The sequence below is a fragment of the Lentzea sp. genome (assembly GCF_035525475.1).
Taxonomy (GTDB): domain Bacteria; phylum Actinomycetota; class Actinomycetes; order Mycobacteriales; family Pseudonocardiaceae; genus Lentzea.
Genome location: NZ_DATLEC010000215.1, coordinates 1 through 26,274, shown reverse-complemented (window position 1 = coordinate 26,274; position 26,274 = coordinate 1). Strand labels below are relative to the sequence as shown.

Below are 26,274 nucleotides of genomic sequence, written 5' to 3'. Positions count from 1 at the left end.
TCATGAACTGCCTGGCGCTGCAGGACTTCCTCGAGCGCGAGCACGGCATCGACACCCGCGTGCAGACCTCCATCCAGATGACGCAGGTCGCCGAGTCCTACATCCCCCGCCGCGCGATGCGTCACCTCGAGAAGAAACGCGTCGTGATCTTCGGTGGCGGCGCCGGTCTGCCGTACTTCTCCACCGACACGACCGCCGCGCAGCGCGCGTTGGAGATCGGTTGCGAGATCGTCCTGATGGCCAAGGCCGTCGACGGCGTCTACACAGCCGACCCCAAGATCGACCCGGACGCGCTGATGTTCGACAACATCACCCACCGCGAGGTGCTGGAGCGCGGCCTCAACGTCGCCGACGCCACGGCCTTCAGCCTCTGCATGGACAACAACATGCCGATCCTCGTCTTCAACCTCCTCACCGAGGGGAACATCGCCCGCGCGGTGCGTGGTGAGAAGATCGGCACCCTGGTGAGCACCCCCGGTGGCCGTCCGGCCTTCTAGACCTGGTGGGATCTCTCCAGGACCGGGAATTGGGCACGAACACGCAGAGCAAGGAGCAGTCGTGATCGACGAGACCCTCCTCGACGCCGAGGAGAAGATGGAAAAGGCGGTTTCGGTGGCGAAGGAGAACCTCTCCTCCGTCCGAACCGGTCGTGCGACTCCCTCGATGTTCAACCGCATCCACATCGACTACTACGGCTCGATGACGCCGCTGAACCAGATGGCGAGCATCACGGTTCCCGAGGCGCGCATGGCGGTCGTGAAGCCGTACGACGCGAGCCAGCTGAACGCGATCGAGAAGGCGATCCGGGACTCCGACCTGGGCGTCAACCCGAGCAACGACGGCTCCATCATCCGCATCGTCATCCCGCAGCTCTCCGAGGAGCGCCGCCGGGACATGGTGAAGGTGGCGAAGCAGAAGGGCGAGGACGCGCGCGTCTCCGTCCGCGGTGTCCGCCGCAAGGCCAAGGAAGAGATCGACAGGCTCGTCAAGGACGGCGAGGTCGGCGAGGACGACGGCGCCCGCGGTGAGAAGGAGCTCGACGCTCTGACCCACAAGTACACCGCGCAGGTCGACGAGCTCGTGAAGCACAAGGAAGCAGAGCTCCTCGAAGTCTGATGTCCCCGTTGGTTTCGCCCGGCCTCCTCGCCGCAGGCGTCGTAGCAGCCCAGGCCGGGCGGAGGTCGTGATGGGAGCACCAGTGGCAGGCAGTCCCGCGGAGGTGCCGGCGTCGAAGCCGTCGCGTGCGGGACGTGACCTGCGAGCGGCGATCCTGGTCGGTGTCGGGCTCGGCGCCGTGATCGTCGTGTCGCTGCTGACCGTCCGGCAGACCTTCATCGGCATCGTCGCGGCGGCCGTGGCGGTGTCCACGTGGGAGATCGCGAGCGCCTTCAAGAAGGCCGGCATCACCGTCGCCCTGTGGCCCGCGTTGATCGGTGGCCAGGCGATCCTCTGGCTGTCCTGGCCGCTGGAGCGCGCCGGCATGATGACCGCCTTCGTGGTCACCGTGCTGGTGTGCATGATCTGGCGGTTCCGGGGCGGTTCGGACGGCTACCTGCGCGATCTCAGCGCGTCGGTGTTCATCGTCGCCTACGTGCCGCTGTTCGCGGCGTTCGCGGCCATGCTCGTCGTTCCCGACGACGGCGTGGGCCGCGTGTTCGCGTTCATCATCGGTGTCGTGCTCTCCGACGTCGGCGGTTACGCGGCCGGTGTCTTCCTCGGCAAGCACCCGATGGCGCCGACCATCAGCCCGAAGAAGTCCTGGGAGGGCTTCGCGGGCTCCCTGACCGCCGGTGTGGTCGGCGGCGCGATCACGGTGACGACGCTGCTCGACGGCCAGTGGTGGCAGGGCGCGCTGTTCGGCGCCGCTCTCGTCGTCACGGCCACCGCGGGCGACCTCGTCGAGTCGTTGATCAAGCGCGACCTCGGCATCAAGGACATGGGCACGCTGCTGCCCGGCCACGGCGGCCTGATGGACCGGATGGACTCGCTCCTCCCGTCCGCCGTCGCGTCCTGGCTGCTGCTGCACCTCTTCATCCAGTAGCGGCCGCGGCTAGTCGTCGAACGGGTCGTCCACCTCGCTGCGGGGCTCCGCCTCGATCACGCGGGAAGGGTCGATCACGGAGAACGCCGCTCCCGCGTGGTCCTCGACCACGGTGATGCGTCCGAACGGGGTGTCGTAGGGCTCGACGGTCACCCGGCCGCCGAGCTCCAGCACCCGGTACGCCACCGAGTCGATGCCGATCTCGGGCGCGGCGTTGAAGTACACCATCCAGTGCGAACGCTCCCCGTCCGGGAACTCGCGCCCCATCTTCTGCCGGCCGATGACCTCGGTGCCCTCGACGGAGTACGAGGCGTAGTCCAGCCGATGGCCGTCGCCGATCTGCGTGATGTCGTAGCCGCAGAGCTCGCCGAAGAACTCGTCGGCCACCGCGCCGTCACGGGTGTTCAGCTCGGCCCACGCGTAGGCGCCGTGCCCACCCGTGCCGAAGCGCCAGTCCGGCGGCACGTGCCGGAACCCGACGACGGCGCCGGTCGGGTCGACGATCACGGTGCTCTGCGTGTGGTCGGCGCCGTCCTCCGGATTGCGCAGCACGGTCCCGCCGAGGTGGAACACCTTCTCCGCGGTGGCTCGCGCGTGGGGCGTGACCAGGTACAACTGCCAGGGCTCCGGCTCGCCCCGGGGTAAGCCCGCGACGGGAACGCCGTCGACCATCGCCACGGTGTAGCCGTCGTCGTCGGCGTAGTGCCAGCCGAAGAGGCCGGTGTAGAACTCGATCGCGCCCTTGAGGTCGTCGACGGTTCTCTCCGCCCAGCACGGACTTCCGCTGAGCAGCGGTGCGAGCTGGGGCGTGTTGGGAGCGATCGACACTGCCGCCTCCTGCAGGAAGAGATGCGATCACGCTACGCCGTGACTGGACGAATTCGTACGGTCGCGGGCAAATCCAGGTCTTACAGTGTCTCCGTGAGGGGGTCTTCGTGAGGGGATTCGTGCGGGCGGCGCTGAACGCGGTGCGTCCGGCAGATGTCGTGCCGAGCCCGAACATCTGGCACTGGCCGGACGTCTACGAGGTCGAGAACCGCGCCCAGGACGTGCACGGCGCGATCTGGGCGGCAATGGGTGAAGAACATTCGTTCAACGGTCTGGACGTTGTGGACGTCGGTTGTGGAGACGGCTTCCACCTGCCGTTCTTCGCCCGCACCGCGAAGTCCGTCACGGGCGTCGAACCGCACCCCCCGCTCGTCGTGCGCGCCGAGGACCGCGTGGCCGAGTTGCCGAACGCCCGTGTCGTGTGCGGTCCCGCGCAACGGTTGCCGCTCGACGACGCCTCCGCCGACCTGGTGCACGCCCGCACCGCCTACTTCTTCGGGCCCGGCTGCGAACCCGGGCTGCGCGAGGCGGACCGAGTGCTCCGTCCGGGTGGCGCGCTCGCGATCGTCGACCTCGACGGCACGGCCGATCCCTACGGGCCGTGGCTGCGTGCCGACGAACCGCGCTACGACCCGGCGGCCGTCGAGAAGTTCTTCGCGGACAACGGGTTCTCGCTGCGGCGCGTCACCGCCGAGTGGCGCTTCGAGAACCGGGAGGACCTCGAGTCGGTGCTGCGCATAGAGTTCTCCGCCAAGGTCGCCGAGCGCGCGATCGCGTCGGTGACCGGGCTGAGCTTCCCCGTCGGCTACCGACTGCACGTGCGGCGCAAGCCGAAGGGGCTGATCGTGTGATCCGCGAGATGCAACGTCTCACGCAGCGGTTGTGGTCGCACTGCGCCAACTGGCACGTCGGAGACCTTGCCTGGCAACGGTTCCAGCACGTCGGCCGTGAGTCCGAGTGGCAGTTCGAGCTGTGGGAGCGCGACGGCGAGGTGGCCGCCTGGGCGTGGGAGCAGCGCGGCGAGGACCTCTACCTGCAGGTCGACCCGGCGTGCGCGGATCTCGCGGACGAGGTGCTGAAGCGCTTCCCCGGCCGCGAGGTCATGATCCTCGACGCCGAGCACCACCTGGTCGCCGCTCTGGAACGCCACGGGTACGTGCGCCAGGACGGCGAGTACCAGGTGTTCATGACCCACGACCTGCGCGACCTGCCCGAGGTGGAGGTCCCGGAGGGCTTCACGGTCCGCCCGATCACCGAGGCCGACCTGGCCCGGCGCGTCGAGGTGCACCGGGAGGTGTGGCACCCGTCGCGCGTGACCGAGGAGAGCTACCGCAACGTGATGGCGGCCTGGCCGTACCGGGCGGACCTCGACTGGGTCGTGGAGGCGCCGGACGGGCGGTTCGCCGCGTCCTGCCTGATCTGGTTCGACGACGAGAACCGCGTGGGTGAGCTGGAACCCGTTGGGACGCATCCGGATTTCCGCCGAATGGGGTTGGGTGCGGCGGTCTGTCACGGCGCGATGCGCGCGTTGCGCGACCTGTCCGCCGAACAGGCGATCGTGTACCCGTTCCACGGCAAGGCGGCGGAGGAGTTCTACGAGCGGCTGGGGTTCAGGCCGTATGCGCGAACGCTGAACTACAGCCGGTAGCGGACTAGGCTCCGGTTCGTGGAGAAGCGAATCGCAGGCAGGTTGAACCGCCAGGTCGGCGTCCTCGGGCTCGGGTGCTGGCAGCTCGGGGCCGACTGGGGCGAGGTGGACGAGAGCGAGGCGCTCGCGCTGCTGCACGCCGCGGCCGACACCGGTGTCGACTTCTTCGACACCGCCGACGTCTACGGCGACGGTCGCAGCGAGACGCTCGTCGGGCGGTTCCTGAAGGAACGCAAGGACGACGACGTCTTCGTGGCGACGAAGATGGGGCGACGGCTGCCGGAGCAGACCACGGAGGGGTACAACCGGGAGAACTTCCTCGCGTGGAACGACCGGAGCCGCCGCAATCTGGGCGTCGACACGCTGGACCTCGTGCAGCTGCACTGCCCACCCACGGCCGTGTACAGCCGTGACGAGGTGTACGACACCTTGGACGAGATGGTGGAGCAGCAACGGATCGCCGCCTATGGCGTGTCGGTGGAGAAGGTCGAGGAGGCGCTGGAGGCGATCAGGCGTCCGCACGTGGCCAGCGTGCAGATCATCCTGAACGCGTTCCGCCTGAAGCCCCTCGAGCAGGTGCTGCCGGCCGCGGCCGAGGCGGGGGTCGCGATCATCGCGCGGGTGCCGCTCGCGTCCGGGTTGCTGACCGGCAAGTACACGGCGGACACGACGTTCGGCGCGGACGACCACCGCAACTACAACCGCAACGGCGAGGCGTTCGACGTCGGCGAGACTTTCTCCGGGGTCCCGTACGAGGTCGGCCTGGAGGCCGTCGAGCGGCTGCGGCCGCTGGTGCCGGAAGGTGCCACGATGGCGCAGTTCGCGTTGCGGTGGATCATCGACCAGCCCGGTGTCACGGTCGTGATCCCTGGCGCCCGCAACGTGTCGCAGGCCGCCGCCAACGCGGGTGCCGCCGCTCTGGAGCCCGTGGACTCCGCGGCCGTCGCGGCTGTGTACGACGAGCTGATCCGGCCGCACGTGCACGACCGGTGGTAGCTCACTCCTCGGCGAGGATGGCGTAGAGCTTGCGCCGCAGCTCGGTGTAGAGCTCGGCCGCGCGCGCCTTCTGCTCGGGCGTGCCCGCGTGGGAGATCTGCTCCATCGCGGCGCCGAGCAGCCGGACCGAGGTGCGCAGCTCGCCGTCGACCGGGTCGAGCTGGATGTCGATGTCGCGCCAGGGCGGGGCCGTGTGCTCCGTCCTGCCGTGCTCGGTGAGGTTGAACAACTTCTTGCCTCCCTCTTCCTCGGCGGTGACCAGGCCTTCGTCGGCGAGCATCTGCAGCGTCGGGTAGACCGAGCCGGGGCTCGGGCTCCACGCGCCACCGGTGCGCCTGGCGATCTCCTGGATGATCTCGTAGCCGTGCATCGGCCGTTCTGCCAGCAAGGACAGCACGGCCGCCCGGACGTTGCCGCGCCTCTGGCGGCCGCCCCTGCCACCGCCCCCGAAGGGACCGTGGCGATGCCTGTGGTGGTGATCTCTGTGGTGTGGTCGCATCATCATGTCGTTAACGATATATCGGAACCTATCGCGATGCAACGGTCTTGTGTTGCCGGAGTTCGTGGGACACTAGATGTGCTATGACCTCGCTTCCCCTTGTCTTCGACGCGCCCAAGCGCGGCCTGCCGCCGCGCCACCTGGTCGACCTCTCGCCCGCCCAACGAGCTGAAGCCGTTGCGGCCCTCGGTGAGAAGCCGTTCCGTGCGAAGCAGCTGTCGAACCACTACTTCAGCCGCCTGACCGTCGACCCGGCCGAGATGACGGACATCCCGGCGACCACGCGCGACAAGCTCGTGGCCGACCTGATGCCGCCGTTGTTCACGGTCGTGCGCAAGGTCACTGCCGACGAGGGCGCCACGTCGAAGACGCTGCTGCGCGCGCACGACGGCACGCTCATCGAGTCCGTGCTGATGCGCTACCCGGACCGTGCGACGCTGTGCATCTCGTCGCAGGCGGGCTGCGGCATGGCGTGCCCGTTCTGCGCGACTGGCCAGGGCGGCCTGCAGCGCAACCTGTCGACCGCGGAGATCGTGGACCAGGTGCGCCTGGGTGCCGCCGCGATGCGCGACGGCGACCTGCCCGGCGGTCCCGGCCGCCTGTCGAACATCGTGTTCATGGGCATGGGCGAGCCGCTCGCGAACTACAAGCGCGTGATCGAGGCCGTGCACCGCATCACGGCCCCGGCGCCGGATGGCCTGGGCATCTCCCAGCGCACCGTCACGGTGTCGACGGTCGGTCTGGTGCCAGCGATCAAGAAGCTGACCGAGGAGAAGCTGCAGGTGCGGCTCGCGGTGTCGCTGCACACGCCGGACGACGAGCTGCGCAACACGCTCGTGCCCGTCAACACGAGGTGGGACGTGTCCGAGGTGCTGGAAGCGGCACGCGGCTACGCGGACCAGACCGGGCGGCGCGTGTCGATCGAGTACGCGCTGATCCGCGACATCAACGACCAGGGCTGGCGCGCCGACCTGCTCGGCAAGAAGCTGCGCAAGCACCTCGGACAGCTGGTGCACGTGAACCTGATCCCGCTGAACCCGACTCCGGGGTCGAAGTGGGACGCGTCGCCGAAGCCGGTGGAGCGGGAGTTCGTGCGGCGGGTTCGGGAGCAGGGTGTGGAGTGCACCGTGCGGGACACGCGTGGGCAGGAGATCGCCGCGGCTTGCGGTCAGCTCGCGGCTGAGGGCTGACCTGGCTCGTCAGCACGGTGCGGCTGGGCCAGGACGAGTACCGCGTGGTGCGGCCTGCCCGGCCGTTGCGGCAAAGCGAATCCCCGTGCGTGCCGGGAAACGGGCCGTTGCTGGATCGGTGCTGGTGCACCACAGCCTCGGTTCAGGCGGTCCAGGTGGAAGGACGTGCGCGCGAAGCTCCAAGGTGGGCGGCCGCACACCGTCGTGTGCCAAGGGTTCAGCAAGGAGCCCGACTACGAGCGGTTGCGCCACAAGGAGAACCGCGACCTGCTCCGCGGTGACGTCGTGGCGGACACCGTGTTCGTCGTCGGCAGCAGACCCGCGTTCGAGGTCGAGGGTCAGGCTTCGCAGCAGTTGGTCGAGGAGTGTCCTCGGCACATGCACGAGATTCCCGGCACGCACTGCTGTGCGGAGATCACCGAGGACCTGCGGCACTGGAATCGGATGCACGTGTTCTACTGCGACGAACATCGCGTGCACGCCTGAGGGGCTCAAGACATGGCTGTCCTGTACGACTACTTCGCCGCGCCGTCGGACGACGCGGCCGCCACCGCGCTCGAAGACGGGCCAAGGGACCAGTTCCCGACTGTGGAGACCAAGTTCATCGAGCCGCTCGTCGTGATGGGGTGCCTCGAGGAACTGCTCACCGGGCGGCCTTACGACGAGGTGATCAAGGATCCGCGGTGGGGTCACGGTGTCGTGATCGAGCACGACGACAGCGGGCTGATGGTCATCACGGTCACCGACGGCTTGCGGGACGGGCTTGCGGCCGCCGGTGACCTGGACGAGGTCGCGGTGAGGTGGGCTGGGATCGAGGAACTGGCCGGGTTCGACGCGGCTGTGCTCGCCGAGATCCTGGGTGAGCTCAAGGACTTGGCCGTCGACGCGGAGAAGAACGGCGAGCGGCTTTACTGCTGGACGTGCGTCTAGGGCTTCACCTCGGTCAGCAGACCGGTCGCCACGTCGAACACGAAGCCGCGCACCGAGTTCTTCAGCGGCACGAACGGGTTGCCGGTGATGCGCGCGATCGACTGGCGCACGTCCTCCTCGAGATCGCCGAAGGCTTCGGCGGCCCAAGGGGGTTTGACGCCGACCTCCTCCTGGATGGAGCGCTTGAAGTCGTCGTCGGTGAACGTCAGCATGCCGCAGTCGGTGTGGTGGATGAGGATGACCTCGCGCGTGCCGAGCAGGCGCTGGCTGATGGCCAGCGAGCGGATCTCGTCCTCGGTCACCACGCCGCCGGCGTTGCGGATGACGTGCGCCTCGCCTTCCTGCAGGCCCAGGACCCGGTAGACGTCGATGCGGGCGTCCATGCACGCCACGACGGCCACCTGTTTGGCAGGGGGCAGGGGGAGCGGGCCGGAGAACTGGGTGGCGTAGGTGGCGTTGTTGGCTAGCAGTTCGTCGGTGACCGACATGGTCAAGTCCCTTCGCCTGGGCGTATGACTTGAGCCAACTGCCGTATGCGCATGTCCGCAACAGCGCCCGGAGGGTGGGAAAGGCCCCCACTCAGACACAAGCGGGGGCCGACATTTCCTCAGAGGCTCCAGTTCTGGCTCGCGGCGCCGTTGCACGACCAGATGACCAGCCTGGTGCCGTCGGCGGACGAGCCGCCGGACGGGTCGAGGCACTTGCCCGACTGCGGGTTGCGCAGCGTGGTGCCGGAGCGCGTCCACACCTGGGCGCCGGTGCCGTTGCAGACCCACAGCTGCACGACGGTGCCGTCAGCGGTGCCCGAGTTGGCCGCGTCCATGCACTTTCCCAAGGCGCGCAACGTGTCCCCGCTGCGCGACCACTGCTGCGCGCCAGTGGCGTTGCAGTTCCAGAGCTGGATCGCGGTGCCGTCGGCGGTGCCGGAGTTGCTGACGTCGACGCACTTCCCGCCGATTCCGACGATCGCGCCGCCGCCGCTGCCGGACGAGGTCAGGAACTGGCTGCGCGCCACGTTCCAGTGCGTCGCCAGGTGCGAGCCGGCGGCGGGGGTGGTGTGGAAGTAGTCGTCGCCGTTGCAGTCGATCTGGTTCTCGGGCGCTCCGGGGCAGACGTTCACCAGGCCGCCGGGCGGGTTCGGGATGCCGCCGTCGTTGTAGCACATGATGTCCTGGTCGTCCCAGCAGTGGCCGAACTGCGAGGAGTGCGGCGCGGAACGCTGCACGGCGCCCAGGGTGTGCAGGAGCTCGTGGCCGCTCGCCTGCCACGTCCAGCAGCCCGTTCCCACCGCGGCGTAGGAGGGTCCCGAGTTGTAGCCGTTGTCAGCGCCGGGGCGGTCGTCGCCCGGTGCGCCCCAGGCCACGCCGCAGCCGTCGGAGTCGTGCCAGAACAGGTACTTGCGGTCGGTGCGGTTGTAGCCGCGCGCCGCGAGCTGGTCGGCCACGGCCGAGGGTGACGACATCGCCGACTGCGGGACGACAACGTTGTCCACCTTCGCGCGACAGCCGGAGTCCGTCACGAAGCGGACGTGCCGGACGCCGCCACCCAGGCGTGAGGCCGCCTCGACGAACGAGTTGTCGATCTGGTCGGCGAACGTCTGGAACTGGCCCACGAGCTGCGGGTACCGGTCCGCGGACTGGTCGCCGCGCACGTACACGGCCTGAACGCGTTTGCCGCTCACGCCGTCGCCGTCGCACACGACGGACTGGATGGAGATGTCGGAGGACGAAGGCTGCCGGAACTCGTCCGGCAGGTCGTCGGCAACAGGGCTGAGCAGGGTCAATGCCGCTAACAGCACGCCAAGAGACATGAAAGACCGCCTTCACAGCGAAGGGCAGGGATAAGCGGTCTAGACCATCTCGAACGGTAGCGAAACCGGCACGCACTGTCAGCGGACAGAACCGGACAGGTTGGGGCTCAGCGGCGCCAGGACGTCTTGCGGCGGGCGGCGTCCCACAGCAGCAGCGCGATGATCGTGACACCGGTGGCGACGAGGAAGATGTTCTCGGTCTGACCGTGGTGGTTGCCGATCAGCATCAGGAAGCAGAAGACCGCGGAGAGCCAGCCGGCGATGCGGGTGCCCTTGGGCAGCGTGCCGTGCCAGCCCCAGTCGTGCGACGGCTCCTCGTGCGGGTCGACGGCAGGACGCTTGTCCAGTTCCGAGGACGAAGCCACGGTTTCCTCCACTGCTCATCCGGATTACTCGGTCATCGTCGCACATGTGGGTGTGCGCGGATGTGTGAGGTCGCGCGCGCATGATCGACGGCGCGAAGTCACGCCCGGACGAACGTCAGAACCGGCTGACCGGCAACGACTTCAGGCCCCGGATCACCACCGAGTCGCGGAACGTCGCCGGGCCCGTCTGCCGCAGGCCCGGCATGCGGCGGGCGAGCGCGCGCAACGCCACGTCGCCCTCCATGCGCGCGAGCGTCGCGCCCAGGCAGTAGTGGATGCCGCTGGAGAACGCGAGGTGCTCCGGCTTGTGCACCCGCATCACGTCGAACTTGTGCGGCTCCGGGTAGACCTCCGGGTCGCGGTTCGCGGCGCCGATCAGCAGCGTCACCCACTCGTCCTCGCCGATCCGGTCCACCCGCTCGTGCGCGACCCGGCTGGTCAGCTGCACCGGCGACGCCCACCGCAGCGTCTCCTCGACGACCGCGGGCGCGATCTCGGGGTGGGCCTGGAAGAGCTGCCACTGCGCGGGGTGGTCGAGCAGGGCGCGGGTGGCGTTGCCGATCAGGTTCACCGTGGTCTCGAAGCCCGCGACCAGCAGCAACACCAGCGTGCCGAGCATCTCCTGGGCCGTGAGCTTCTTCTCGGCCTCCGCGGCGACCAGTGAGCTGATCACGTCGTCGCCCGGCGTCCTGCGGCGCTGGGCGATGAGCCGGTCGAACAGCGCGAGCACCTTGTCGTTGGCGTCGGCCATCTCCGCGGTGACGCCCGTGTCGAACGACGCGGCGACCAGCGCGCCGTAGTCCGCGAACTCGGCGGTGTCCTCGTCCGGAACGCCCAGCAGGTCGCTGATCACCGAGATCGGCAGCGGCGCCGCGAAATCCGCGATGAGGTCGAACTCGTCCCTGTCGAGCAGTGCGCCGGCGACCTTCTCGACGCGGGCCCGGTATTCGTCGATCTTCTTCGGGCTGAACGCGGGCGTGGCGAGCCTGCGCAGCCGGGTGTGGTCGGGCGGGTCGAGCTCCAGGAACGACTCGGGCAGCAGGCTGCCGTTGCCCGGATAGCTGCCGTCGGCGACGCGGACGCCGAACCGCCGGTCACGCAGGATCTTGCCGGTCAGCGGGTGGCTAGTCGTGACCCACATGCCTCCGTCGCGCGTCAGTGGGCCTTGCGCGCGTAGCCGTTCATAGATCGGATGCGGGTCCTCATGTCCGGTCAACTGCTCCAGCATCGTTTACCCCCTCGAACACCGTGGTCAGCACGAACCGGGGAGCGTCCAGCGGGGCCAGCCGGCCGTCGCCGATCGCCTCCCAGGCGTTGAAGAGCCCGGCGTAGAGGGTCCGCAGGATCCACCACGCGGGCAGGTCGCGGCGCAGTTTCGTGCCCTGCAGCCGGGTGATCAGGTCGAGCACGGGCCGGTCCATCCCGCGGATGCGGGCCGCCAGCTCCTCGTCGCGCTCCAGGCCGGGGAAGCGGAGCAGGAACTCCACCCGCGGGCCGAGCGCGACCAGCCTGGTGATCAGGTCTTCGAGCGCGTGGTCACCGTCGAAGTCGACCTGGCGGGCCACCGAGTCGATCAGGTCCAGCGCGTCGCTCGCGAGGGCGCGGACCAGTGCCGTGCGGGTCGGATAGCGCTTGTGGAGTGTGGTCCTGCCGACGCCGGCCGCCCGCGCGACGTCGCCCATCGACGCCGTCGGGTCCTTGAGCAGCACTGATGTCGCCGTCTGCAGAAGGTGAACACTCATGTTCACAACAGTACGCGAGTGTTCACCCTTGGTGATGCCGGTAGTAAGGGCGCGTCAACTTTCGTCGCGCTGATTCGATACTCCAGCGTGCCGCGCGGACATGGGACGTCTCGTTAGCTTGGGAGCGTGACTACTGCTCTGCGGGCCAGGGGCGAGGCGTTCCTCGCCGACACCCTGGCCCGGTTCCGGACGCTGACGCCGGTGCGGCTCGTCGGCGATCTGATCGTCCTCGTCGCCGCGATCCTGCTGGACCTGTGGCCGGGGCCGTGGGCGGAGCAGAGGGCGTCGGGCTGGACGCTCATCGCGTTCGTGGCCGCCTACGTGGTGCTGCTGCCGTTGCGGCACGTGCTGCCGGCGACGTTGATGATCGTGGGCGCGGCGATCCCGTTCGGCGGGCCTGCGTTCATGGTCGTGCTGAGCTACACGGCCGGGCGCCGGATCGAGTCGTGGGTCAAGGCGGTGGTGTCGGCGGCGCTGACGCTCGTCGTCGTGGTGCTGATGTGGGACTGGGAAGCGCGGCCGATCGACCTCGACCCCGTCTACGCGATGCTGATCCTGATCACCATCTTCGGCGTGGGCGTGGCGCTGCCGTTTCTCGTCGGGCGGTACCTCGCGCAACGCGAGGCGCTGGTGCAGGCGATGCGGGACCGCGAAGCGCGTATGCGGGGCGAGCACAAGCTGCTGTCGCGGCAGGTGCGCCTGCGTGAACGCAGCCGCATCGCCCAGGACATGCACGACAGCCTGGGCCACCGCCTCTCGCTGATCTCCGTGCACGCCGGCGCGCTGGCCATGGACCCGTCGCTGGGGGACAAGCAGCGCGAGGCGATCGGAGTGCTGCGCTCGGCGGCGTTGACCGGCATGGAGGAGCTGCGGGCCATCATCGGCGTGCTGCGAGCCGAGGACGGTCCCGACGACGACCCCGCCACACGAACCGTGGAGTCCATCGACTCGTTGGTGGGCGACGCGCGCAAGGCCGGTGTGCTGGTCAGTCTGGTCCGAGGCGGGCAGGCGCACCCGTTGCCGTCCCGTGTCTCTCACGCGGCCTATCGCGTCGCACAGGAGGGCTTGACCAACGCGTCGAAGCACGCGCCGGGCGCCGCCGTGCAGGTGACGGTGAAGTACGAGCCCGACGCGCTGGTCGTGGAGGTGCGGAACAACCCGTCGCGCCACGGGTCGCCGGGTGGGTCGCCGGGCGTCGGCCTGATCGGCCTCACCGAACGCGTCCGCCTCGCCGGCGGCATCCTGCACGTGGGCGCGCTGCCGTCGGGGGGCTTCCGGATCGCGGCCGTGCTCCCGTACGAGGAGACCGCGCTCCCGGACGAGCCCGAGGACGAGCAGGACGAGACCGAGTCGCCGCGCGGCATCCGCAAGTGGGCGGGCGTCGGGTCCATCGCGGGTGCGACACTCGTGCTCGCCGTGATCATCGGCGGTTTCACCTACCTCGGCACGCAGCCGGTGACCGACGTCGTGTCGCAGGACAGCCTCGACAGGATCCAGGAGGGCCAGCCGGAGGCCGACGTGATGAAACTGCTCCCGTCCGGCGACGAACCCCTGGTGGCCGACGGTGAGCGCAAGTCGCAGGCCTCCCCGGAACCGCCGGGCGCACGCTGCGTCTACCACGTGACCGACGAGCAGTCGTACCTGGCGAAGGGCACCAGGGTGGTGCGTTTCTGCTTCCGGGACGGCAAGCTGGTCGAGAAGAAGATCCACGTTCAGAGGACTGGCCAATGATCCGGGTGCTCATCGCCGACGACGAACCGCTGATGCGAGCGGGCATCAAGGCCATCCTCGGCACCGCCGGCGACATCGAGCTGGTGGCGGAGGCGGGCGACGGCCGCGAGGCGCTGCAGATCGTCCGCGAACGCCGCGTCGACGTGGCGGTGCTCGACATCCGCATGCCGCGGATGGACGGCCTGGCCTGCGCGAAGGAACTGCGGGTCGTCGCACCTTCCGTGCGCGTCGTGATGCTGACGACGTTCGGCGAGGACGAGAACATCGTGCGCGCGCTGTCCGACGGCGCCGCCGGGTTCCTTTTGAAGGACTCCGCGCCCGAGGAGCTGCTACGGGCCGTGCGCGCGGTGAACAACGGAGAGGCCTACCTCTCGCCGATGGTCACATCACGCGTGGTCGGCATGGTCGCCACCTCGGGCCAGCCGAAGCGGCAGGCGGCGCAGAAGGCCGTCGAGGGGCTGACCGACCGCGAGGTGGAGGTGCTGGCGCTGCTCGGGCAGGGGATGTCGAACGCGGACGTCGGCGCCAAGCTGCACATGTCGGAGGCGACGGTGAAGACCTACGTCTCGCGGCTGCTGGCGAAGCTGGGGCTGACGAACAGGGTGCAGGCGGCGCTGCTGGCACGGGATGCGGGCCTGGCGAACTAGACCGTCGTCCAGACCATCAGCAGGTCGCGTTCAAGGGCACTGACGAAAACGTCACCGGTCGCTCGCCGTCGGTGGCGCTGACCAACCTGCCGGCCGTCCGGGATGAACGCCAACGCGCGCACCTCCGCTGTGCCCCCGTGCGCGATTTGGGACAACGGGTGGCCGAAGGCACCGCTGCAGCAGCAGCCGAGCCACACGACGACCCGCCATGCCGCTGGACGCCGCGGCGAAGGAGCGATCGAGTCGTTCTTCCGGCCTAAGGAGCTGGAATGACGAAGAGGCCGTCCGGGGGTCACCCGGACGGCCTCACACGTCTGTGTAACGGCTATGCGTGGGTTCGCCGCCCCGTCACCAGGCGGTAGATGCCCAGCAGGACCAACGATCCGACGATGGCGAGGAGCCACGTCCGGATCTCGAAGAACGAGCCCAGATCGGTCCCGAAGATCGCGGACCCGATGAATCCGCCCAGGATCGCGCCAACGATGCCGATCAGCATCGTGATGATGATTCCGCCCGGGTCTTTGCCCGGCATGATCGCCTTGGCGATTGCACCGGCCAGCAGGCCGAGCACGATCCATCCGAGGATGCCCACCGAGAGTCTCCTTCCATCTGCTTGACGACGATGGAATGCCCTCGATCCGGCGACTTCACACCTCCAAAACCACTCCGTTATCAAAGTAGCGGGCTGTGCCCGGGCTCTCAGGCACTCTCCGGAACAATGAGGGGCGATGAGTACTCCACGCACTGTCCTGATCCTGGGGTCGACAGGTTCCGTCGGCACCCAGGCGCTCGACGTCATCCGCCGCAACCGCGACCGCTTCCGGGTCGTGGGTCTCGGCGCGGGTGGGCGTCAGCTGGACCTGCTGAAGCAGCAGGCCGCAGAGTTCGGCGTCCCCGTCGTGGCGGTGGCGAACGGCGCCGACGTACCCGGCGTCAGAACGTTGACCAGCATGGTCGACCTGATCGAGGCGGCGCCCGCGGACGTCGTCCTCAACGGCATGGACGGCTCCAGGGGGCTCGAGCCGTCGCTGAAGGTGCTGGAGACCGGGGCCACGCTCGCGCTCGCCAACAAGGAGTCGCTCATCGCGGGCGGGCCGCTCGTGCTGAAGGCGGCCAAGCCCGACCAGATCGTGCCGGTCGACTCCGAGCACTCGGCGCTCGCGCAGTGCCTGCGCGGCGGGACTCCGCACGAGGTGCGCAAACTGGTGCTCACGGCGTCCGGCGGGCCGTTCCGCGGCAGGACGCGCGCCGAGCTCGAGGACATCACGGTGCAGCAGGCCATGGCGCACCCGACGTGGTCGATGGGCCAGGTCGTCACCATCAACTCGGCCAACCTCGTCAACAAGGGCCTCGAGCTGATCGAGGCGCACCTGCTGTTCGGGGTGCCGTACGACCGGATCGACGTCGTCGTGCACCCGCAGTCCATCATTCACTCGATGGTGACCTTCACGGACGGTTCGACGCTGGCCCAGGCGTCGCCTCCGGACATGCGCCTGCCGATCTCACTGGGTCTCGGGTGGCCCGAGCGGGTGGCGGGGGCCGCGCCCGCCTGTACCTTTGACACCGCTGCCTCGTGGACGTTCGAACCCCTGGACGGCGTCACGTTCCCGGCGGTCGAGCTCGCGCGGCAGGCGGGCAGGGCCGCGGGGTGCCTGCCCGCGATCTACAACGCCGCCAACGAGGAGGCACTCGCCTCCTTCGTGGCGGGCAAGACGTCGTTCCTGTCGATCGTGGACACCATCGGCCAGGTTCTCGGCGAGGCGAAGGACTGGCAGAAGGACCCCGCGGACGTCGCGGAGGTGCTGGCCGCCGAGGACTGGGCGCGCGCACGCGCCCGCGAGCTGGTTGGAAGGAACTGAGCTTTCCGTGAACACAATCGTCAACATCCTCGGGGTGCTGCTGTTCGCGTTCGGCATCGCGTTCTCCATCGCGCTGCACGAGTTCGGGCACCTGCTGACCGCGAAGGCCTTCGGCATGAAGGTCACCCGCTACTTCATCGGCTTCGGCCCGAAGATCTTCTCGTTCCGCAAGGGCGAGACCGAGTACGGCCTGAAGGCGCTGCCGGCCGGTGGCTTCTGCGAGATCACCGGCATGACGGCCCTGGAGGAGGTGCACCCGGACGACCGCAAGCGCGCCTTCTACAACCAGAAGGTGTGGAAGCGCGTCGTCGTGCTCTCCGCCGGGTCGATCACGCACTTCCTGCTCGGCTTCATCATCCTGCTGGTCCTCGCGATGTCGCTGGGCCTGCCGAACAACAAGGACGAGCCGGTCCTCGCGCAGATCACCGACTGCGTGCAGGACTACACCGTCCCCGTCGACGCGGCGTGCCCCGCGAGCGCGCCGTCCCCGGCGAAGAGCGCGGGCCTGCAGCCGGGCGACCGCATCACCTCCATCGCCGGCAAGCCCATCGCGACCTGGTCGGACATGCAGAAGGTCACGCGCGACCTGAGCGGCCCGAACGAGTTCAAGGTGCTGCGCGACGACAAGGAGCTCACGCTCACCGTCGACGTGCCGAAGGTCAGCCGCCAGATCTCCGACGGCAAGGGCGGCGTCGAGGTCAAGGAGGTCGGTGCCATCGGCGTGATCGTCCAGCAGACCTTCACCTACGGCCCGGTCGAGGCGGTCCCGGCCGCCGTCGGCTTCACCGGCCAGATGTTCGTGAACACCTGGCAGGGCCTCATGCGCTTCCCGGAGCGCATCCCGGCCGTGGTCAAGGCCATCGGCGGCGGCGAGCGCGACCTCGACACCCCTATCTCCGTCGTCGGAGCCTCCCGCCTGGGCGGTGACGCGGCGGAGCGAGGCCTCTGGGCGTTCTTCATCCTGATGCTCGCGGGCCTGAACTTCTTCGTGGGTGTGTTCAACCTCCTGCCGCTCCTGCCGCTTGACGGTGGTCACATCGCCGTCAACCTGTACGAACGGGTGCGAGACTGGATTCGGAAGCTGCGCGGGAAGCCCGCCGGCGCCCCGGTCAACTACCTGCGCCTGCTGCCCCTCACCTACGTGGTCATCTTCATCGGCGGCGCCATCACGCTGCTGACCGTGACCGCCGACATCGTCAACCCGATCAGGTTGCAATAAGTGATCCACGGAAAGGTGCACAACCCATGAGTGACGGCGTGATGCTCGGAATGCCGGCACTGCCGCCGCCGGTGCTGTCGGAACGTCGCAAGACCAGGCAGCTGATGGTCGGCAACGTCGGTGTCGGCAGCGAGTTCCCCGTCTCCGTCCAGTCGATGACGACGACCCTGACGTCGGACGTCAACGCGACGCTGCAGCAGATCGCGGAACTCACCGCGGCGGGCTGCGACATCGTCCGGGTCGCCTGCCCCTCGCAGGACGACGCGGACGCACTGCCGGCGATCGCCAGGAAGTCCCAGATCCCGGTGATCGCCGACATCCACTTCCAGCCGAAGTACGTCTTCGCCGCCATCGAGGCGGGCTGCGCGGCGGTCCGCGTGAACCCCGGCAACATCCGCAAGTTCGACGACCAGGTGAAGGAGATCGCGGCCGCCGCCAAGGACCACGGCACCCCGATCCGCATCGGCGTGAACGCGGGCTCGCTGGACCCCCGCCTGCTGCAGAAGTACGGCAAGGCCACCCCGGAGGCCCTGGCCGAGAGCGCGATGTGGGAGGCCTCGCTCTTCGCGGAGCACGACTTCCACGACATCAAGATCTCGGTGAAGCACAACGACCCGGTGGTCATGGTCCGCGCCTACGAACTGCTGGCAGAGCAGTGCGACTACCCCCTGCACCTGGGCGTCACGGAGGCCGGCCCGGCCTTCCAGGGCACCATCAAGTCGGCAGTGGCCTTCGGCGCCCTCCTCCGCCAGGGCATCGGTGACACGATCCGCGTGTCCCTGAGCGCCCCGCCGGTGGAAGAGATCAAGGTCGGCCACCAGATCCTCCAGAGCCTGAACCTGCGCCCGCGCAAGCTGGAGATCGTGTCCTGCCCGTCCTGCGGCAGGGCCCAGGTGGACGTGTACACGCTCGCGGAGCAGGTCACGGCCGGCCTGGAGGGCATGGAGGTCCCCCTGCGAGTAGCCGTGATGGGCTGCGTCGTGAACGGCCCCGGCGAGGCCCGAGAGGCCGACCTGGGCGTGGCGAGCGGCAACGGCAAGGGCCAGATCTTCGTGAAGGGCAAGGTCATCAAGACCGTCCCCGAACACCAGATCGTGGAAACCCTCATCGAAGAGGCCATGCGCCTGGCAGAAGAGATGGAACCGGTGGAAGGCGGCACGCCAGCCGTCACCGTGGGCTGACACGAACAGGTGAAAGGGCGCGCTCCCGAAGGGGGCGCGCCCTTCGTCTTTCACGAAGCCGCCACGCGATCAGCAACAACCACCCCCAACAGCAAGCTGCCGACCAACAGGCGTGCCATCGACTCACGAACGGCGCTGGCCGGTCTCAGATCAGTTGGCGGAGCCCCGCGCCTGGAACAGGACCCGCACGGACGAAACGCACCCACCACGTGCGAACCATCACCCCGGCGTCCCCACAGTTGGCTGATGCCACATCCAAGCCGAATCTGGCACGCTAGATGACGTGCTGAGGCTGGCCGGAGCGCGCGTGCTGGACGAGCGCGACCTGATCGACGTGCGCGGGGTCTTCGAAACAGACCCCGTAGCAGCGTGCATGGTCGCAGCCAGGGTGGAAGTAGCAGGCCTGGACCCCTGGCGCCTGGGCGGCGAAATGTGGGGAAGCGACTCCAAACCGATCAGGGGCAAGGTGGACGGCCTCTGCTTCTCGGGCCCCAACCTGATCCCCCTGAAGGGCAGCGCGACGGCCATGCGCATGTTCGCCGACCGGGCGAGGCGCAGGGGCAGGATGTGCTCCAGCCTGGTAGGTCCGGCAGAACAGGTCCTGACCCTCTGGGAAGAGCTGCAACCGGACTGGGGCCCAGCCAGGGAGGTGAGAGCGGACCAGCCCCTGATGGCGCTCAGAACCAGCACGGAGATCACCCCGGACCCGCAGGTGAGGCAGGTGAGGCCGAGCGAGCTGAACCGCTACCTCCCCGCAGCCGTCAACATGTTCATCGAAGAGGTGGGCATCGACCCCTGCGCGGAAGACGGCGGCGCGGGCTACCGGGCACGCGTCAGCGAACTCATCGCAGCCGGCAGGGCCTTCGCCAGGTTCGAGAACGGCGAGGTCGTCTTCAAGGCGGAGATCGGCGCCATGTCCAGCAAGGTGGGCCAGATCCAGGGCGTCTGGGTCCGCCCGGACCGGAGGGGTGAGGGCATCGGCACCGCGGGCACGGCAGCGGTGGCGGACCGGCTGACCAGGGTCCTCAACCGCACGGCGAGCCTGTACGTGAACGGCTACAACCACGTCGCCCAGGCCGCCTACCGGAAAATCGGGTTCGAACAAGTCGGGCAATACGCCACTGTCCTCTTCTGAACGGGCATACTCGCGCGGGTGCGCCTTCTCGCGACGATCACGGTGGTGCTGGTGACGGTGAGCGGCTGTGGGCTGTTCACGTCGGAACCGGGGGCTCCGGAGATCACCAACGACTTCCTGGCGAAGCTCGCGTCCGGTGACGTGCAGGGTGCCGCCGGGATGACCGACAACCCGGCAGAGGCCAAGGAGACCCTGGACAAGTTCCGGGGTGCGCTGAAGCCGGAGGGACTCACCAGCAAGGTCGACCAGATCCGCAAGAACGGCGAGACGGCCTCCGAGGCGAGCGTCACGCTCGACTGGGACCTGGGCAAGAACCGCCACTGGACGTACCCGACGAAGTTCGACGTGCGCCAGGAGGCGGACGCGTGGAAGGTGCACTGGCAGTCGTCGGTCGCGCACCCCAAGCTCGCGCCGCAGCAGTCCATCCGGCTCACCGAGCTCAAGCCCGACCCGGCGCCGGTGCTCGACCGCGACGGCACGCCGCTGCTGGCTCCCGAGCGGGTCGTCTCGATCATGCTCGTGGCCAAGGAGGCCGGTGACGTCGGTGCCGTCTCGAAGGCGCTCGCCGACGCGTTGAACCCGCTCGACAAGGCCATCACCCTTCAGACGATCACCGACGGGGTCGCCAAGACCCCCGAGGGTCAGGCCTACCAGGTGGCGGCGCTGCGCGACCCCGACTACCAGTCGGTCAAGCCGAAGATCTACGAGCTGCCCGGCGTGCGGTTCAGCTCGCAGACGTCGCTGCTCGCGCCGAGCAGGAACTTCGGCTCCCAGGTGCTGCCGGCCGTCCGCAAGCTGATCGAGAACGACGTGGCGGGCAGCGCGGGCTTCCGCGTCGCCACCGTCGACGCGCAGGGCACCGAGATCGACGAGCTGCACTCGAAGGCCCCCGAGCCGGCCAAGGCCGTGACCGTCGCACTGTCCCGCGCGATCCAGACCGCCGCCGAGGACGCCGTCGAGCCCGTGCAGCAGCCCACGATCCTGGTGGCGATCCAGCCGTCGACCGGCGACATCCTGGCCGTCGCGCAGAACGACCCCGCCGACGCCCAGGGCGCGCTCGCGCTGACCGGGCGCTTCCCGCCGGGCTCGACGATGAAGGCGGTCAGCGCGCTCGCCGCGATCCAGTCCGGCAAGGCCAACGCCGACACCCCGCTGCCGTGCCCCGGCAGGACGACCATCGACGGACGGCGGATCGTGCCGAACTCCAGCGAGTTCGAGAAGGGCACCATCCCGCTGCGGTCGGCGTTCGCGTTCTCCTGCAACACCACGTTCGCCCAGCTGGCCGTCGACATGCCCGCCGACCTGCTGACGAACACCGCCCTCTCGCTGGGCCTGGGTGCCGACTTCGACATCGCGGGGCTCACGACGATCACCGGTTCCGTACCGCCCGCGACGGACGTCGTGGAACGGGCGGAGGACGCGTTCGGCCAGGGCAAGGTGCTCGCGTCGCCGTTCGGCATGGCGCTGGTGGGGGCGTCCATCGCCAAGGGCTCGATGCCGGTGCCGCAGCTGGTGCGCGGCAAGGAGACCAAAGCGGACAAACAGCCCGCAGGACCGCCCGCGGCCGCGCTCGACCCGGTGCGCCAGATGATGCGCGAGGTCGTCGACTACGGCACTGCACCACAGCTCAAGCCGTACGGAGACGTGCGCGGTAAGACTGGTACCGCACAGTTCGGTGACGGTGTGCACTCACACGGGTGGTTCATGGGCTACCGCGGCGACGTCGCGTTCGCGACGCTCGTTCTCAGCGGGGAGACCTCGACGCCGGCCGTGGAGGTGGCGGCGAGGTTCCTCAAGGCGGTGCCGTGATGAGCAAGACCACAGACCTGACGACGTTGCGCGAACGCCTGCTGCGGGCAGGGGTCCTGTTACCCGCGCCCCGGTTGCCGGAGCCCAGGGCCGAGGACCAGGTTCGGGGCGGGCACCGCGCACAAGGCTAATCTGGAGAGCATGGCTGTTCGTGCTGTGCTGCAACCAGGTGTGCAATCCCCGCGTCGTCAGGTGCCGTCGCGCATCGTGCGTCCCGAGTACGTGGACAAGCCCGCACCGCAGAAGAGCACCGACCCCTGGGTGCAGACGCCGGAGATCATCGAGGCCATGCGCGTCGCGGGCAGGCTCGCCGCCCAGGCGCTGCAGGAGGCCGGCAAGGTCGTCGTGCCCGGTGTGACGACGGACGAGATCGACGCGGTGGCGCACGAGTTCCTGTGCGACAACGGCGCGTACCCGTCGACGCTGGGCTACCGGGGCTTCCCGAAGTCGTGCTGCACCTCGCTCAACGAGGTCATCTGCCACGGCATCCCGGACTCCACGGTCGTCGAGGACGGCGACATCGTGAACATCGACGTGACGGCGTTCATCGGCGGTGTCCACGGCGACACGAACGCCACCTTCCTCGCGGGCAACGTCTCCGAGGAGAACAAGCTCCTGGTCGAGCGCACGCACGAGGCGACCATGCGCGCCATCAAGGCCGTGAAGCCCGGTCGTGAGATCAACGTCGTCGGCCGCGTCATCGAGGCGTACGCGAACCGGTTCGGCTACGGCGTGGTCCGCGACTTCACCGGCCACGGCATCGGGCGGACGTTCCACAGCGGACTCGTGGTCCTGCACTACGACGAGCCGTCGGTGAAGACCGTGCTCGAACCCGGCATGACGTTCACGATCGAGCCGATGATCACGCTCGGCGGCTTCGAGGGCGAGATGTGGGACGACGGCTGGACCGTCACCACCAGGGACAAGAGCTGGACCGCTCAGTTCGAGCACACGATCGTCGTCACCGAGACGGGCTCGGAGATCCTCACAGTCTGCTGACCACCGACTTCAGCGCGGCCGCGACCGCGGAGGGTGACGTCGCGGCCGCCAGGTGGTGCGACTCGAGGCGCTCTACGGGCCAGCCCGACGACTCCGCCTTCGCCGCCGCGTCCTCGTAGACCGGCGACAGCAGCACGTACCCGCACGGCCCTGACCACTCGACGACCGGGCGCTGTTCCTTCAGGAACTCCCATGGCACCGCGGGGGCCTCGTCGCGCATCTCCTCGCGCAGCTCGGCGGGCACCAGCCGCAGCGGGTCCGAGTCGAACCAGCGGTCCCAGCGCGGCAGCCTGCCGTCGCGCACCGAAGCCTTGACCTGGCTGACCAGCGCCGGGTCGACGGTCTCGCGCCACGACCTGCCGGGCGTGGGGAGGTCGGAGTCGAGGAACACCAGGCCCGCGACCTCCAGTTCGAGGGCGTCGGCGAAGCACGGCAGCAACGGTCCCGCGCCGCTGTGACCGACCAGGACCAGCGGTCCTGCGACCCCGGCGTCCTCCAGCGCGTCCGCGAAAGCGCCGATCAGCCGCTGGTGGACGGGGGCCTCGTTGATCCTCATCTGGAGGTCGACGAGCAGGACGGCCACCCCGTCGGAGGCCAGTTCGTCGGCGAGCGGGCGCATGCTCGACGGGCCGAGGAACGGGCTGTGCATCAGCACGACGGTGACCATGCCCGTGATGATGGCAGCATTGGCGTCCATGCGGGGCGCGATGTTGATCTGTGGGACGACCTCGGACGCGGGGAAGAGCGTCCTCGTGGCCGGTCTGTGCCGCTTCCTGGCACGCCAGGGCGTCGACGTGGTGCCGTTCAAGGCGCAGAACATGTCGAACAACTCGTTCGTCACACTCGACGGCGGCGAGATCGGGCGGGCCCAGGCGCTGCAGGCGCGGGCGGCGTTCAAGGAGCCCAGCGTGCGGTTCAACCCCGTGCTGCTCAAGCCGGGCAGCGACCGCACGTCCCAGGTCGTGGTGCTCGGTCAGGCGGTCGGCGAGGTGTCGGCGCTGAGCTACCGCGAACGCAAGCAGCACCTGCTCGAGACCGTGTTGTCCACTTTGGACGGGCTGCGGCACGACCACGAGGTCGTCGTCTGCGAGGGCGCGGGATCGCCGGCCGAGATCAACCTGCGGGCCGACGACATCGCGAACATGGGCCTCGCGACACGGGCGAACCTCCCTGTGCTCGTCATCGGTGACATCGACCGCGGCGGCGTGTTCGCGCACCTCTTCGGCACGGTCGCGGTGCTGGACGCGGCCGACCAGGCGCTGGTCTCCGGCTTCGTCATCAACAAGTTCCGCGGCGACCAGCGCCTGCTCGAACCGGGTCTGCACCAGCTGCGGGAGCTGACCGGGCGGCCGGTGCTGGGAGTGCTGCCGTGGCGCGAGGAGCTCTGGCTCGACGCCGAGGACTCGTTGTCCTACACCGCGGACGGCGTGGTCGGCCGTCCGATGCCGCCGAAGCGCGACTGGCTGCGGGTCGCCGTGATCCGGTTGCCGCGCATCTCGAACGCCACCGACGTCGAGGCGCTGGCCTGCGAACCCGGTGTCTCCGTGCGGTTCGTGACCGAGCCGTCACGGCTGGCGGACGCGGACCTCGTCGTGCTGCCCGGCTCCAAGGCCACCGTCTCCGACCTCGCCTGGCTGCGTGAAACCGGTCTGGCGCAGGGGATCCAGCGGTTCGACGGGCCGGTTCTGGGGATCTGCGGCGGTTTCCAGATGCTGTCGAGGAGCATCGAGGACGACGTGGAGTCCGGGCGCGGCACCGTGGACGGGCTCGGCCTGCTCGACGTCGACATCCGGTTCCAGCCGCAGAAGACCCTCGCCACACCGTCGGGAACGGTGTGGGACGAGTCCGTGACCGGGTACGAGATCCACCACGGCCAGGTCGTCCGCAGCGCCGAACGGCCGTTGATCGGCGACGAGGGCGCGGAGACCGATCGCGTCCTCGGGACGCACTGGCACGGCCTGCTGGAGAACGACGCGTTCCGGCGGAGGTTCCTGCGCTGGGCGGCGGACCGCTCCGGCCGCGACTTCGTCCCGGACGAGGTGAGCTTCCAGGCCGCCCGCGAGGCCCAGCTGGACCTGCTGGGCGACCTGGTCGCCGATCACCTGGACACGAAGGCCGTCATCGACCTGCTGGAACGAGGGGCTCCGGCAGGACTTCCGTTCGTGCCGCCCGGCGCCCCGCGAACTGCGGGATAGCCAGCCCCAGCAGCACGACCCCGCCCGCGGCGGCGCGCAACGGCGTCAGGTCCTCGCCGAGGAACGCCCACGCCGAGAACATCCCGAACACCGGCACCAGCAGTGAGAACGGTGCCACGACCGACGACTCGTACCGGCGCAGCAGGAACCCCCAGACGCCGAACCCGAGCAGCGTCGAGACCCACGCGACGTACCCGATGGCGCCAGCACCGGCCCAGTCGAGGCGGCCCAGCGCCGACATGTCCTCGGTCAGCGCGGACAGCGCGAACAGCGGCAGCACCGCGACGGCGCTCACCCACACCATGAACCGCAACGTGTCCGCCGGCCGCGCGTACCGCATCAGCACGTTCGACACGCCCCAGCACGCCGCCGCCGCGATCATCAGCAGGAAGGCGAGCAGCGGCGACGACAGCCCGTAGTCCCAGGCGATCAGCCCGATGCCGGCGACGGCCAGCGCGATGCCGGTGATCTGCACGGGCCTCGGCCGCTCGCGCAGCACGACCGCGGCGAACACCGCCGTGAAGATCACCTGGCTCTGCAGCACGAGGCTGGACAGCCCGGCCGGCATGCCCGCGCTGAGGCCGATGAACAGGAAGCTGAACTTCGCGACGCCCAGCACCAGCCCGACCGCGACGACCCAGCGCCACGCGACCGACGGCCGTCCCACGAAGAAGATCGCGGGCACCGCCGCCGCGAGGAACCGGAGCGCGGAGAACAGGATCGGCGGGAACTCGTCGAGACCCACCTTGAGCACGACGAAGTTGAAGCCCCAGATGACGGCGACGAGCACGGCGAGCAGGACGTGACGGGGACTCATGCCTCAAGCTTGCGGGAGCTAACTGTTTAGCACTAGTTCCGCTTTCTAAGTCGATGGGTTTAGCATCGCTACATGCTCGACCTGGGAAGGCTGAAGGCGCTGCACGCCATCGCCGTGCACGGCACGGTCGGCGCCGCCGCGGACGTGCTCGGCTACACGCCGTCCGCGGTCTCGCAGCAGATCGCCAAGCTCGAACGCGAGACCCGCACCACGCTGCTGGAACGCGCGGGCCGGGGCGTCCGGCTCACCGACGCCGCCCGGCTGCTCGCCGACACCGCGGGCCAGGTGCTGAAACTCGTGGAGGAGGCCGAGGTGGCGCTGGAGGAGCAGCGCGGCGCCGCGATCGGCCGCCTGTGCCTCGGCGCGTTCGCGACGGCGGCCCGCGGCCTGCTGCCCGACGTCCTCGTGCGGCTGATCGAGCAGCACCCGGCCCTCGACGTGCGGCTCACGGAGATCGACCCGCCGCACGCCACCGAGGCCGTCGCACGGGGCGAGCTCGACATGGCGATCGTGCACGACTGGGCGAACACGCCACTGCCGGTGCCGGAGTCGCTGTCCCGCGTGTTCATCGGCGACGACGTAGCCGAAGTGCTGATTCCGGTCACGAACCCGTTGTCTCGCAAGGAGTACCTC

At 69.1% G+C, this 26,274-nt stretch carries 30 protein-coding genes; 20 read left to right on the top strand and 10 right to left on the bottom strand.

Annotated features, from left to right (window positions below; genetic code table 11):
• The 3 genes from VM306_RS33095 to VM306_RS33085 form a co-directional block, all read left to right on the top strand.
• A partial coding sequence (locus VM306_RS33095; RefSeq protein ID WP_325521886.1) for a uridine monophosphate kinase occupies positions 1-497 on the top strand: 497 nt, incomplete at its 5' end.
• Positions 498-558: 61 nt separating this feature from the next.
• A complete protein-coding gene (gene frr, locus VM306_RS33090) occupies positions 559-1,116 on the top strand; it encodes a ribosome recycling factor (RefSeq protein WP_325521883.1) in 558 nt (185 codons plus the stop codon).
• Positions 1,117-1,186: 70 nt separating this feature from the next.
• Positions 1,187-2,041, top strand: a complete 855-nt coding sequence (locus VM306_RS33085) for a phosphatidate cytidylyltransferase (RefSeq protein ID WP_325521881.1) — start codon at positions 1,187-1,189, stop codon at positions 2,039-2,041.
• A 9-nt stretch (positions 2,042-2,050) separates the two neighbouring features.
• Here the strand turns inward: VM306_RS33085 and VM306_RS33080 are convergent, their stop codons facing one another.
• Positions 2,051-2,869 carry a VOC family protein gene (locus VM306_RS33080; RefSeq protein WP_325521879.1) on the bottom strand — a complete coding sequence of 273 codons (819 nt, stop codon included), beginning with the start codon at positions 2,867-2,869 and terminating at the stop codon, positions 2,051-2,053.
• A 107-nt stretch (positions 2,870-2,976) separates the two neighbouring features.
• Between VM306_RS33080 and VM306_RS33075 the strand changes: the two genes are divergently transcribed.
• From VM306_RS33075 to VM306_RS33065, 3 genes are read left to right on the top strand one after another with little or no spacing between them, the layout of a single operon-like run.
• Positions 2,977-3,720 carry a class I SAM-dependent methyltransferase gene (locus VM306_RS33075; RefSeq protein WP_325521877.1) on the top strand — a complete coding sequence of 248 codons (744 nt, stop codon included), beginning with the start codon at positions 2,977-2,979 and terminating at the stop codon, positions 3,718-3,720.
• A gap of 8 nt (positions 3,721-3,728) precedes the next feature.
• Positions 3,729-4,517: a GNAT family N-acetyltransferase gene (locus tag VM306_RS33070; RefSeq protein WP_325521875.1), complete on the top strand. Its 789-nt coding sequence runs from the start codon at positions 3,729-3,731 to the stop codon at positions 4,515-4,517.
• A gap of 18 nt (positions 4,518-4,535) precedes the next feature.
• On the top strand, positions 4,536-5,513 hold the full coding sequence (locus VM306_RS33065; RefSeq protein WP_325521873.1) for an aldo/keto reductase: 978 nt from the start codon (positions 4,536-4,538) through the stop codon (positions 5,511-5,513).
• Between the two features lies 1 nt (position 5,514).
• Here the strand turns inward: VM306_RS33065 and VM306_RS33060 are convergent, their stop codons facing one another.
• A complete protein-coding gene (locus VM306_RS33060) occupies positions 5,515-5,910 on the bottom strand; it encodes a PadR family transcriptional regulator (RefSeq protein WP_325521871.1) in 396 nt (131 codons plus the stop codon).
• Between the two features lie 185 nt (positions 5,911-6,095).
• Between VM306_RS33060 and rlmN the strand changes: the two genes are divergently transcribed.
• The 3 genes from rlmN (at position 6,096) to VM306_RS33045 (ending at position 8,132) form a co-directional block, all read left to right on the top strand.
• Entirely contained in the window at positions 6,096-7,202 is a 1,107-nt protein-coding gene (rlmN, locus tag VM306_RS33055; RefSeq protein WP_325521869.1) for a 23S rRNA (adenine(2503)-C(2))-methyltransferase RlmN, read from the top strand.
• Positions 7,203-7,367: 165 nt separating this feature from the next.
• Positions 7,368-7,688 carry a hypothetical protein gene (locus tag VM306_RS33050; RefSeq protein ID WP_325521867.1) on the top strand — a complete coding sequence of 107 codons (321 nt, stop codon included), beginning with the start codon at positions 7,368-7,370 and terminating at the stop codon, positions 7,686-7,688.
• 12 nt (positions 7,689-7,700) lie between these two features.
• Complete coding sequence (locus tag VM306_RS33045) at positions 7,701-8,132, top strand: hypothetical protein (RefSeq protein WP_325521865.1); 432 nt, start codon at positions 7,701-7,703, stop codon at positions 8,130-8,132.
• Here the strand turns inward: VM306_RS33045 and VM306_RS33040 are convergent.
• The 5 genes from VM306_RS33040 to VM306_RS33020 form a co-directional block, all read right to left on the bottom strand.
• A complete protein-coding gene (locus VM306_RS33040) occupies positions 8,129-8,620 on the bottom strand; it encodes a carbonic anhydrase (protein WP_325521863.1) in 492 nt (163 codons plus the stop codon). The two genes, VM306_RS33045 and VM306_RS33040, sit on opposite strands and share 4 nt — an antisense overlap.
• A 119-nt stretch (positions 8,621-8,739) precedes the next feature.
• Complete coding sequence (locus VM306_RS33035; RefSeq protein ID WP_325521861.1) at positions 8,740-9,942, bottom strand: ricin-type beta-trefoil lectin domain protein; 1,203 nt, start codon at positions 9,940-9,942, stop codon at positions 8,740-8,742.
• Positions 9,943-10,049: 107 nt separating this feature from the next.
• A complete protein-coding gene (locus tag VM306_RS33030; RefSeq protein WP_325521859.1) occupies positions 10,050-10,307 on the bottom strand; it encodes a DUF2631 domain-containing protein in 258 nt (85 codons plus the stop codon).
• 115 nt (positions 10,308-10,422) lie between these two features.
• Positions 10,423-11,448 carry a cytochrome P450 gene (locus VM306_RS33025; protein ID WP_325521857.1) on the bottom strand — a complete coding sequence of 342 codons (1,026 nt, stop codon included), beginning with the start codon at positions 11,446-11,448 and terminating at the stop codon, positions 10,423-10,425.
• 61 nt (positions 11,449-11,509) lie between these two features.
• Complete coding sequence (locus tag VM306_RS33020) at positions 11,510-12,049, bottom strand: TetR/AcrR family transcriptional regulator (protein ID WP_325521855.1); 540 nt, start codon at positions 12,047-12,049, stop codon at positions 11,510-11,512.
• Positions 12,050-12,175: 126 nt separating this feature from the next.
• Here VM306_RS33020 and VM306_RS33015 point away from each other — a divergent pair, with 126 nt between their 5' ends.
• A complete protein-coding gene (locus VM306_RS33015) occupies positions 12,176-13,780 on the top strand; it encodes a sensor histidine kinase (RefSeq protein WP_325521853.1) in 1,605 nt (534 codons plus the stop codon).
• The gene (locus tag VM306_RS33010; protein WP_325521851.1) at positions 13,777-14,427 is read left to right on the top strand and encodes a response regulator transcription factor; all 651 of its coding nucleotides are present in this window, start codon (positions 13,777-13,779) and stop codon (positions 14,425-14,427) included. Before VM306_RS33015 ends, VM306_RS33010 begins: the two co-directional genes overlap by 4 nt.
• A 325-nt stretch (positions 14,428-14,752) precedes the next feature.
• Here VM306_RS33010 and VM306_RS33005 read toward each other — a convergent pair whose 3' ends face one another.
• Positions 14,753-15,019, bottom strand: a complete 267-nt coding sequence (locus tag VM306_RS33005) for a GlsB/YeaQ/YmgE family stress response membrane protein (protein WP_325521849.1) — start codon at positions 15,017-15,019, stop codon at positions 14,753-14,755.
• A gap of 136 nt (positions 15,020-15,155) precedes the next feature.
• On the opposite strand from VM306_RS33005, the gene dxr reads away from it, so the two are divergent.
• The 7 genes from dxr (at position 15,156) to map (ending at position 22,629) form a co-directional block, all read left to right on the top strand.
• Positions 15,156-16,286: a 1-deoxy-D-xylulose-5-phosphate reductoisomerase gene (gene dxr / locus VM306_RS33000; RefSeq protein WP_325521847.1), complete on the top strand. Its 1,131-nt coding sequence runs from the start codon at positions 15,156-15,158 to the stop codon at positions 16,284-16,286.
• A gap of 16 nt (positions 16,287-16,302) precedes the next feature.
• Positions 16,303-17,505, top strand: a complete 1,203-nt coding sequence (locus tag VM306_RS32995; RefSeq protein ID WP_325521892.1) for a site-2 protease family protein — start codon at positions 16,303-16,305, stop codon at positions 17,503-17,505.
• Between the two features lie 50 nt (positions 17,506-17,555).
• A complete protein-coding gene (gene ispG, locus VM306_RS32990; RefSeq protein WP_325521890.1) occupies positions 17,556-18,686 on the top strand; it encodes a flavodoxin-dependent (E)-4-hydroxy-3-methylbut-2-enyl-diphosphate synthase in 1,131 nt (376 codons plus the stop codon).
• Positions 18,687-18,969: 283 nt separating this feature from the next.
• The gene (locus VM306_RS32985) at positions 18,970-19,821 is read left to right on the top strand and encodes a GNAT family N-acetyltransferase (RefSeq protein ID WP_325521845.1); all 852 of its coding nucleotides are present in this window, start codon (positions 18,970-18,972) and stop codon (positions 19,819-19,821) included.
• A gap of 18 nt (positions 19,822-19,839) precedes the next feature.
• Positions 19,840-21,630, top strand: a complete 1,791-nt coding sequence (locus VM306_RS32980; RefSeq protein WP_325521843.1) for a penicillin-binding transpeptidase domain-containing protein — start codon at positions 19,840-19,842, stop codon at positions 21,628-21,630.
• Positions 21,630-21,761, top strand: coding sequence for a hypothetical protein (locus tag VM306_RS32975; RefSeq protein ID WP_325521841.1), 132 nt, complete (start codon positions 21,630-21,632; stop codon positions 21,759-21,761). The genes VM306_RS32980 and VM306_RS32975 overlap by 1 nt, the downstream gene beginning before the upstream one ends.
• 10 nt (positions 21,762-21,771) lie before the next feature.
• Positions 21,772-22,629, top strand: coding sequence for a type I methionyl aminopeptidase (map, locus tag VM306_RS32970; RefSeq protein WP_325521839.1), 858 nt, complete (start codon positions 21,772-21,774; stop codon positions 22,627-22,629).
• On the opposite strand, the gene VM306_RS32965 is transcribed toward map, so the two are convergent.
• Entirely contained in the window at positions 22,616-23,326 is a 711-nt protein-coding gene (locus VM306_RS32965; protein ID WP_325521837.1) for a hypothetical protein, read from the bottom strand. The genes map and VM306_RS32965 overlap by 14 nt on opposite strands.
• Here VM306_RS32965 and VM306_RS32960 point away from each other — a divergent pair.
• A complete protein-coding gene (locus VM306_RS32960) occupies positions 23,325-24,824 on the top strand; it encodes a cobyric acid synthase (RefSeq protein ID WP_325521888.1) in 1,500 nt (499 codons plus the stop codon). The two genes, VM306_RS32965 and VM306_RS32960, sit on opposite strands and share 2 nt — an antisense overlap.
• On the opposite strand, the gene VM306_RS32955 is transcribed toward VM306_RS32960, so the two are convergent.
• On the bottom strand, positions 24,748-25,641 hold the full coding sequence (locus VM306_RS32955; RefSeq protein WP_325521835.1) for an EamA family transporter: 894 nt from the start codon (positions 25,639-25,641) through the stop codon (positions 24,748-24,750). The genes VM306_RS32960 and VM306_RS32955 overlap by 77 nt on opposite strands.
• Before the next feature lie 72 nt (positions 25,642-25,713).
• Between VM306_RS32955 and VM306_RS32950 the strand changes: the two genes are divergently transcribed.
• On the top strand, positions 25,714-26,274 hold a 561-nt coding region (locus VM306_RS32950; protein ID WP_325521833.1), incomplete at its 3' end, for a LysR family transcriptional regulator.

Excerpts from the sequence above, each read along its gene's own strand:
- dxr (WP_325521847.1), top strand. The coding sequence starts at position 15,156 with ATGAGTACTCCACGCACTGTCCTGATCCTGGGGTCGACAGGTTCCGTC.
- map (WP_325521839.1), top strand. The coding sequence starts at position 21,772 with ATGGCTGTTCGTGCTGTGCTGCAACCAGGTGTGCAATCCCCGCGTCGT.
- VM306_RS33085 (WP_325521881.1), top strand. The coding sequence starts at position 1,187 with ATGGGAGCACCAGTGGCAGGCAGTCCCGCGGAGGTGCCGGCGTCGAAG.
- rlmN (WP_325521869.1), top strand. The coding sequence starts at position 6,096 with ATGACCTCGCTTCCCCTTGTCTTCGACGCGCCCAAGCGCGGCCTGCCG.
- VM306_RS32965 (WP_325521837.1), bottom strand. The coding sequence starts at position 23,326 with ATGGACGCCAATGCTGCCATCATCACGGGCATGGTCACCGTCGTGCTG.
- ispG (WP_325521890.1), top strand. The coding sequence starts at position 17,556 with ATGCCGGCACTGCCGCCGCCGGTGCTGTCGGAACGTCGCAAGACCAGG.
- VM306_RS33010 (WP_325521851.1), top strand. The coding sequence starts at position 13,777 with ATGATCCGGGTGCTCATCGCCGACGACGAACCGCTGATGCGAGCGGGC.
- VM306_RS33040 (WP_325521863.1), bottom strand. The coding sequence starts at position 8,620 with ATGTCGGTCACCGACGAACTGCTAGCCAACAACGCCACCTACGCCACC.
- VM306_RS33035 (WP_325521861.1), bottom strand. The coding sequence starts at position 9,942 with ATGTCTCTTGGCGTGCTGTTAGCGGCATTGACCCTGCTCAGCCCTGTT.
- VM306_RS33045 (WP_325521865.1), top strand. The coding sequence starts at position 7,701 with ATGGCTGTCCTGTACGACTACTTCGCCGCGCCGTCGGACGACGCGGCC.
- VM306_RS32960 (WP_325521888.1), top strand. The coding sequence starts at position 23,325 with ATGCGGGGCGCGATGTTGATCTGTGGGACGACCTCGGACGCGGGGAAG.
- VM306_RS33070 (WP_325521875.1), top strand. The coding sequence starts at position 3,729 with ATGCAACGTCTCACGCAGCGGTTGTGGTCGCACTGCGCCAACTGGCAC.
- VM306_RS32955 (WP_325521835.1), bottom strand. The coding sequence starts at position 25,641 with ATGAGTCCCCGTCACGTCCTGCTCGCCGTGCTCGTCGCCGTCATCTGG.
- VM306_RS33025 (WP_325521857.1), bottom strand. The coding sequence starts at position 11,448 with ATGTGGGTCACGACTAGCCACCCGCTGACCGGCAAGATCCTGCGTGAC.
- VM306_RS32975 (WP_325521841.1), top strand. The coding sequence starts at position 21,630 with ATGAGCAAGACCACAGACCTGACGACGTTGCGCGAACGCCTGCTGCGG.
- VM306_RS33020 (WP_325521855.1), bottom strand. The coding sequence starts at position 12,049 with ATGAGTGTTCACCTTCTGCAGACGGCGACATCAGTGCTGCTCAAGGAC.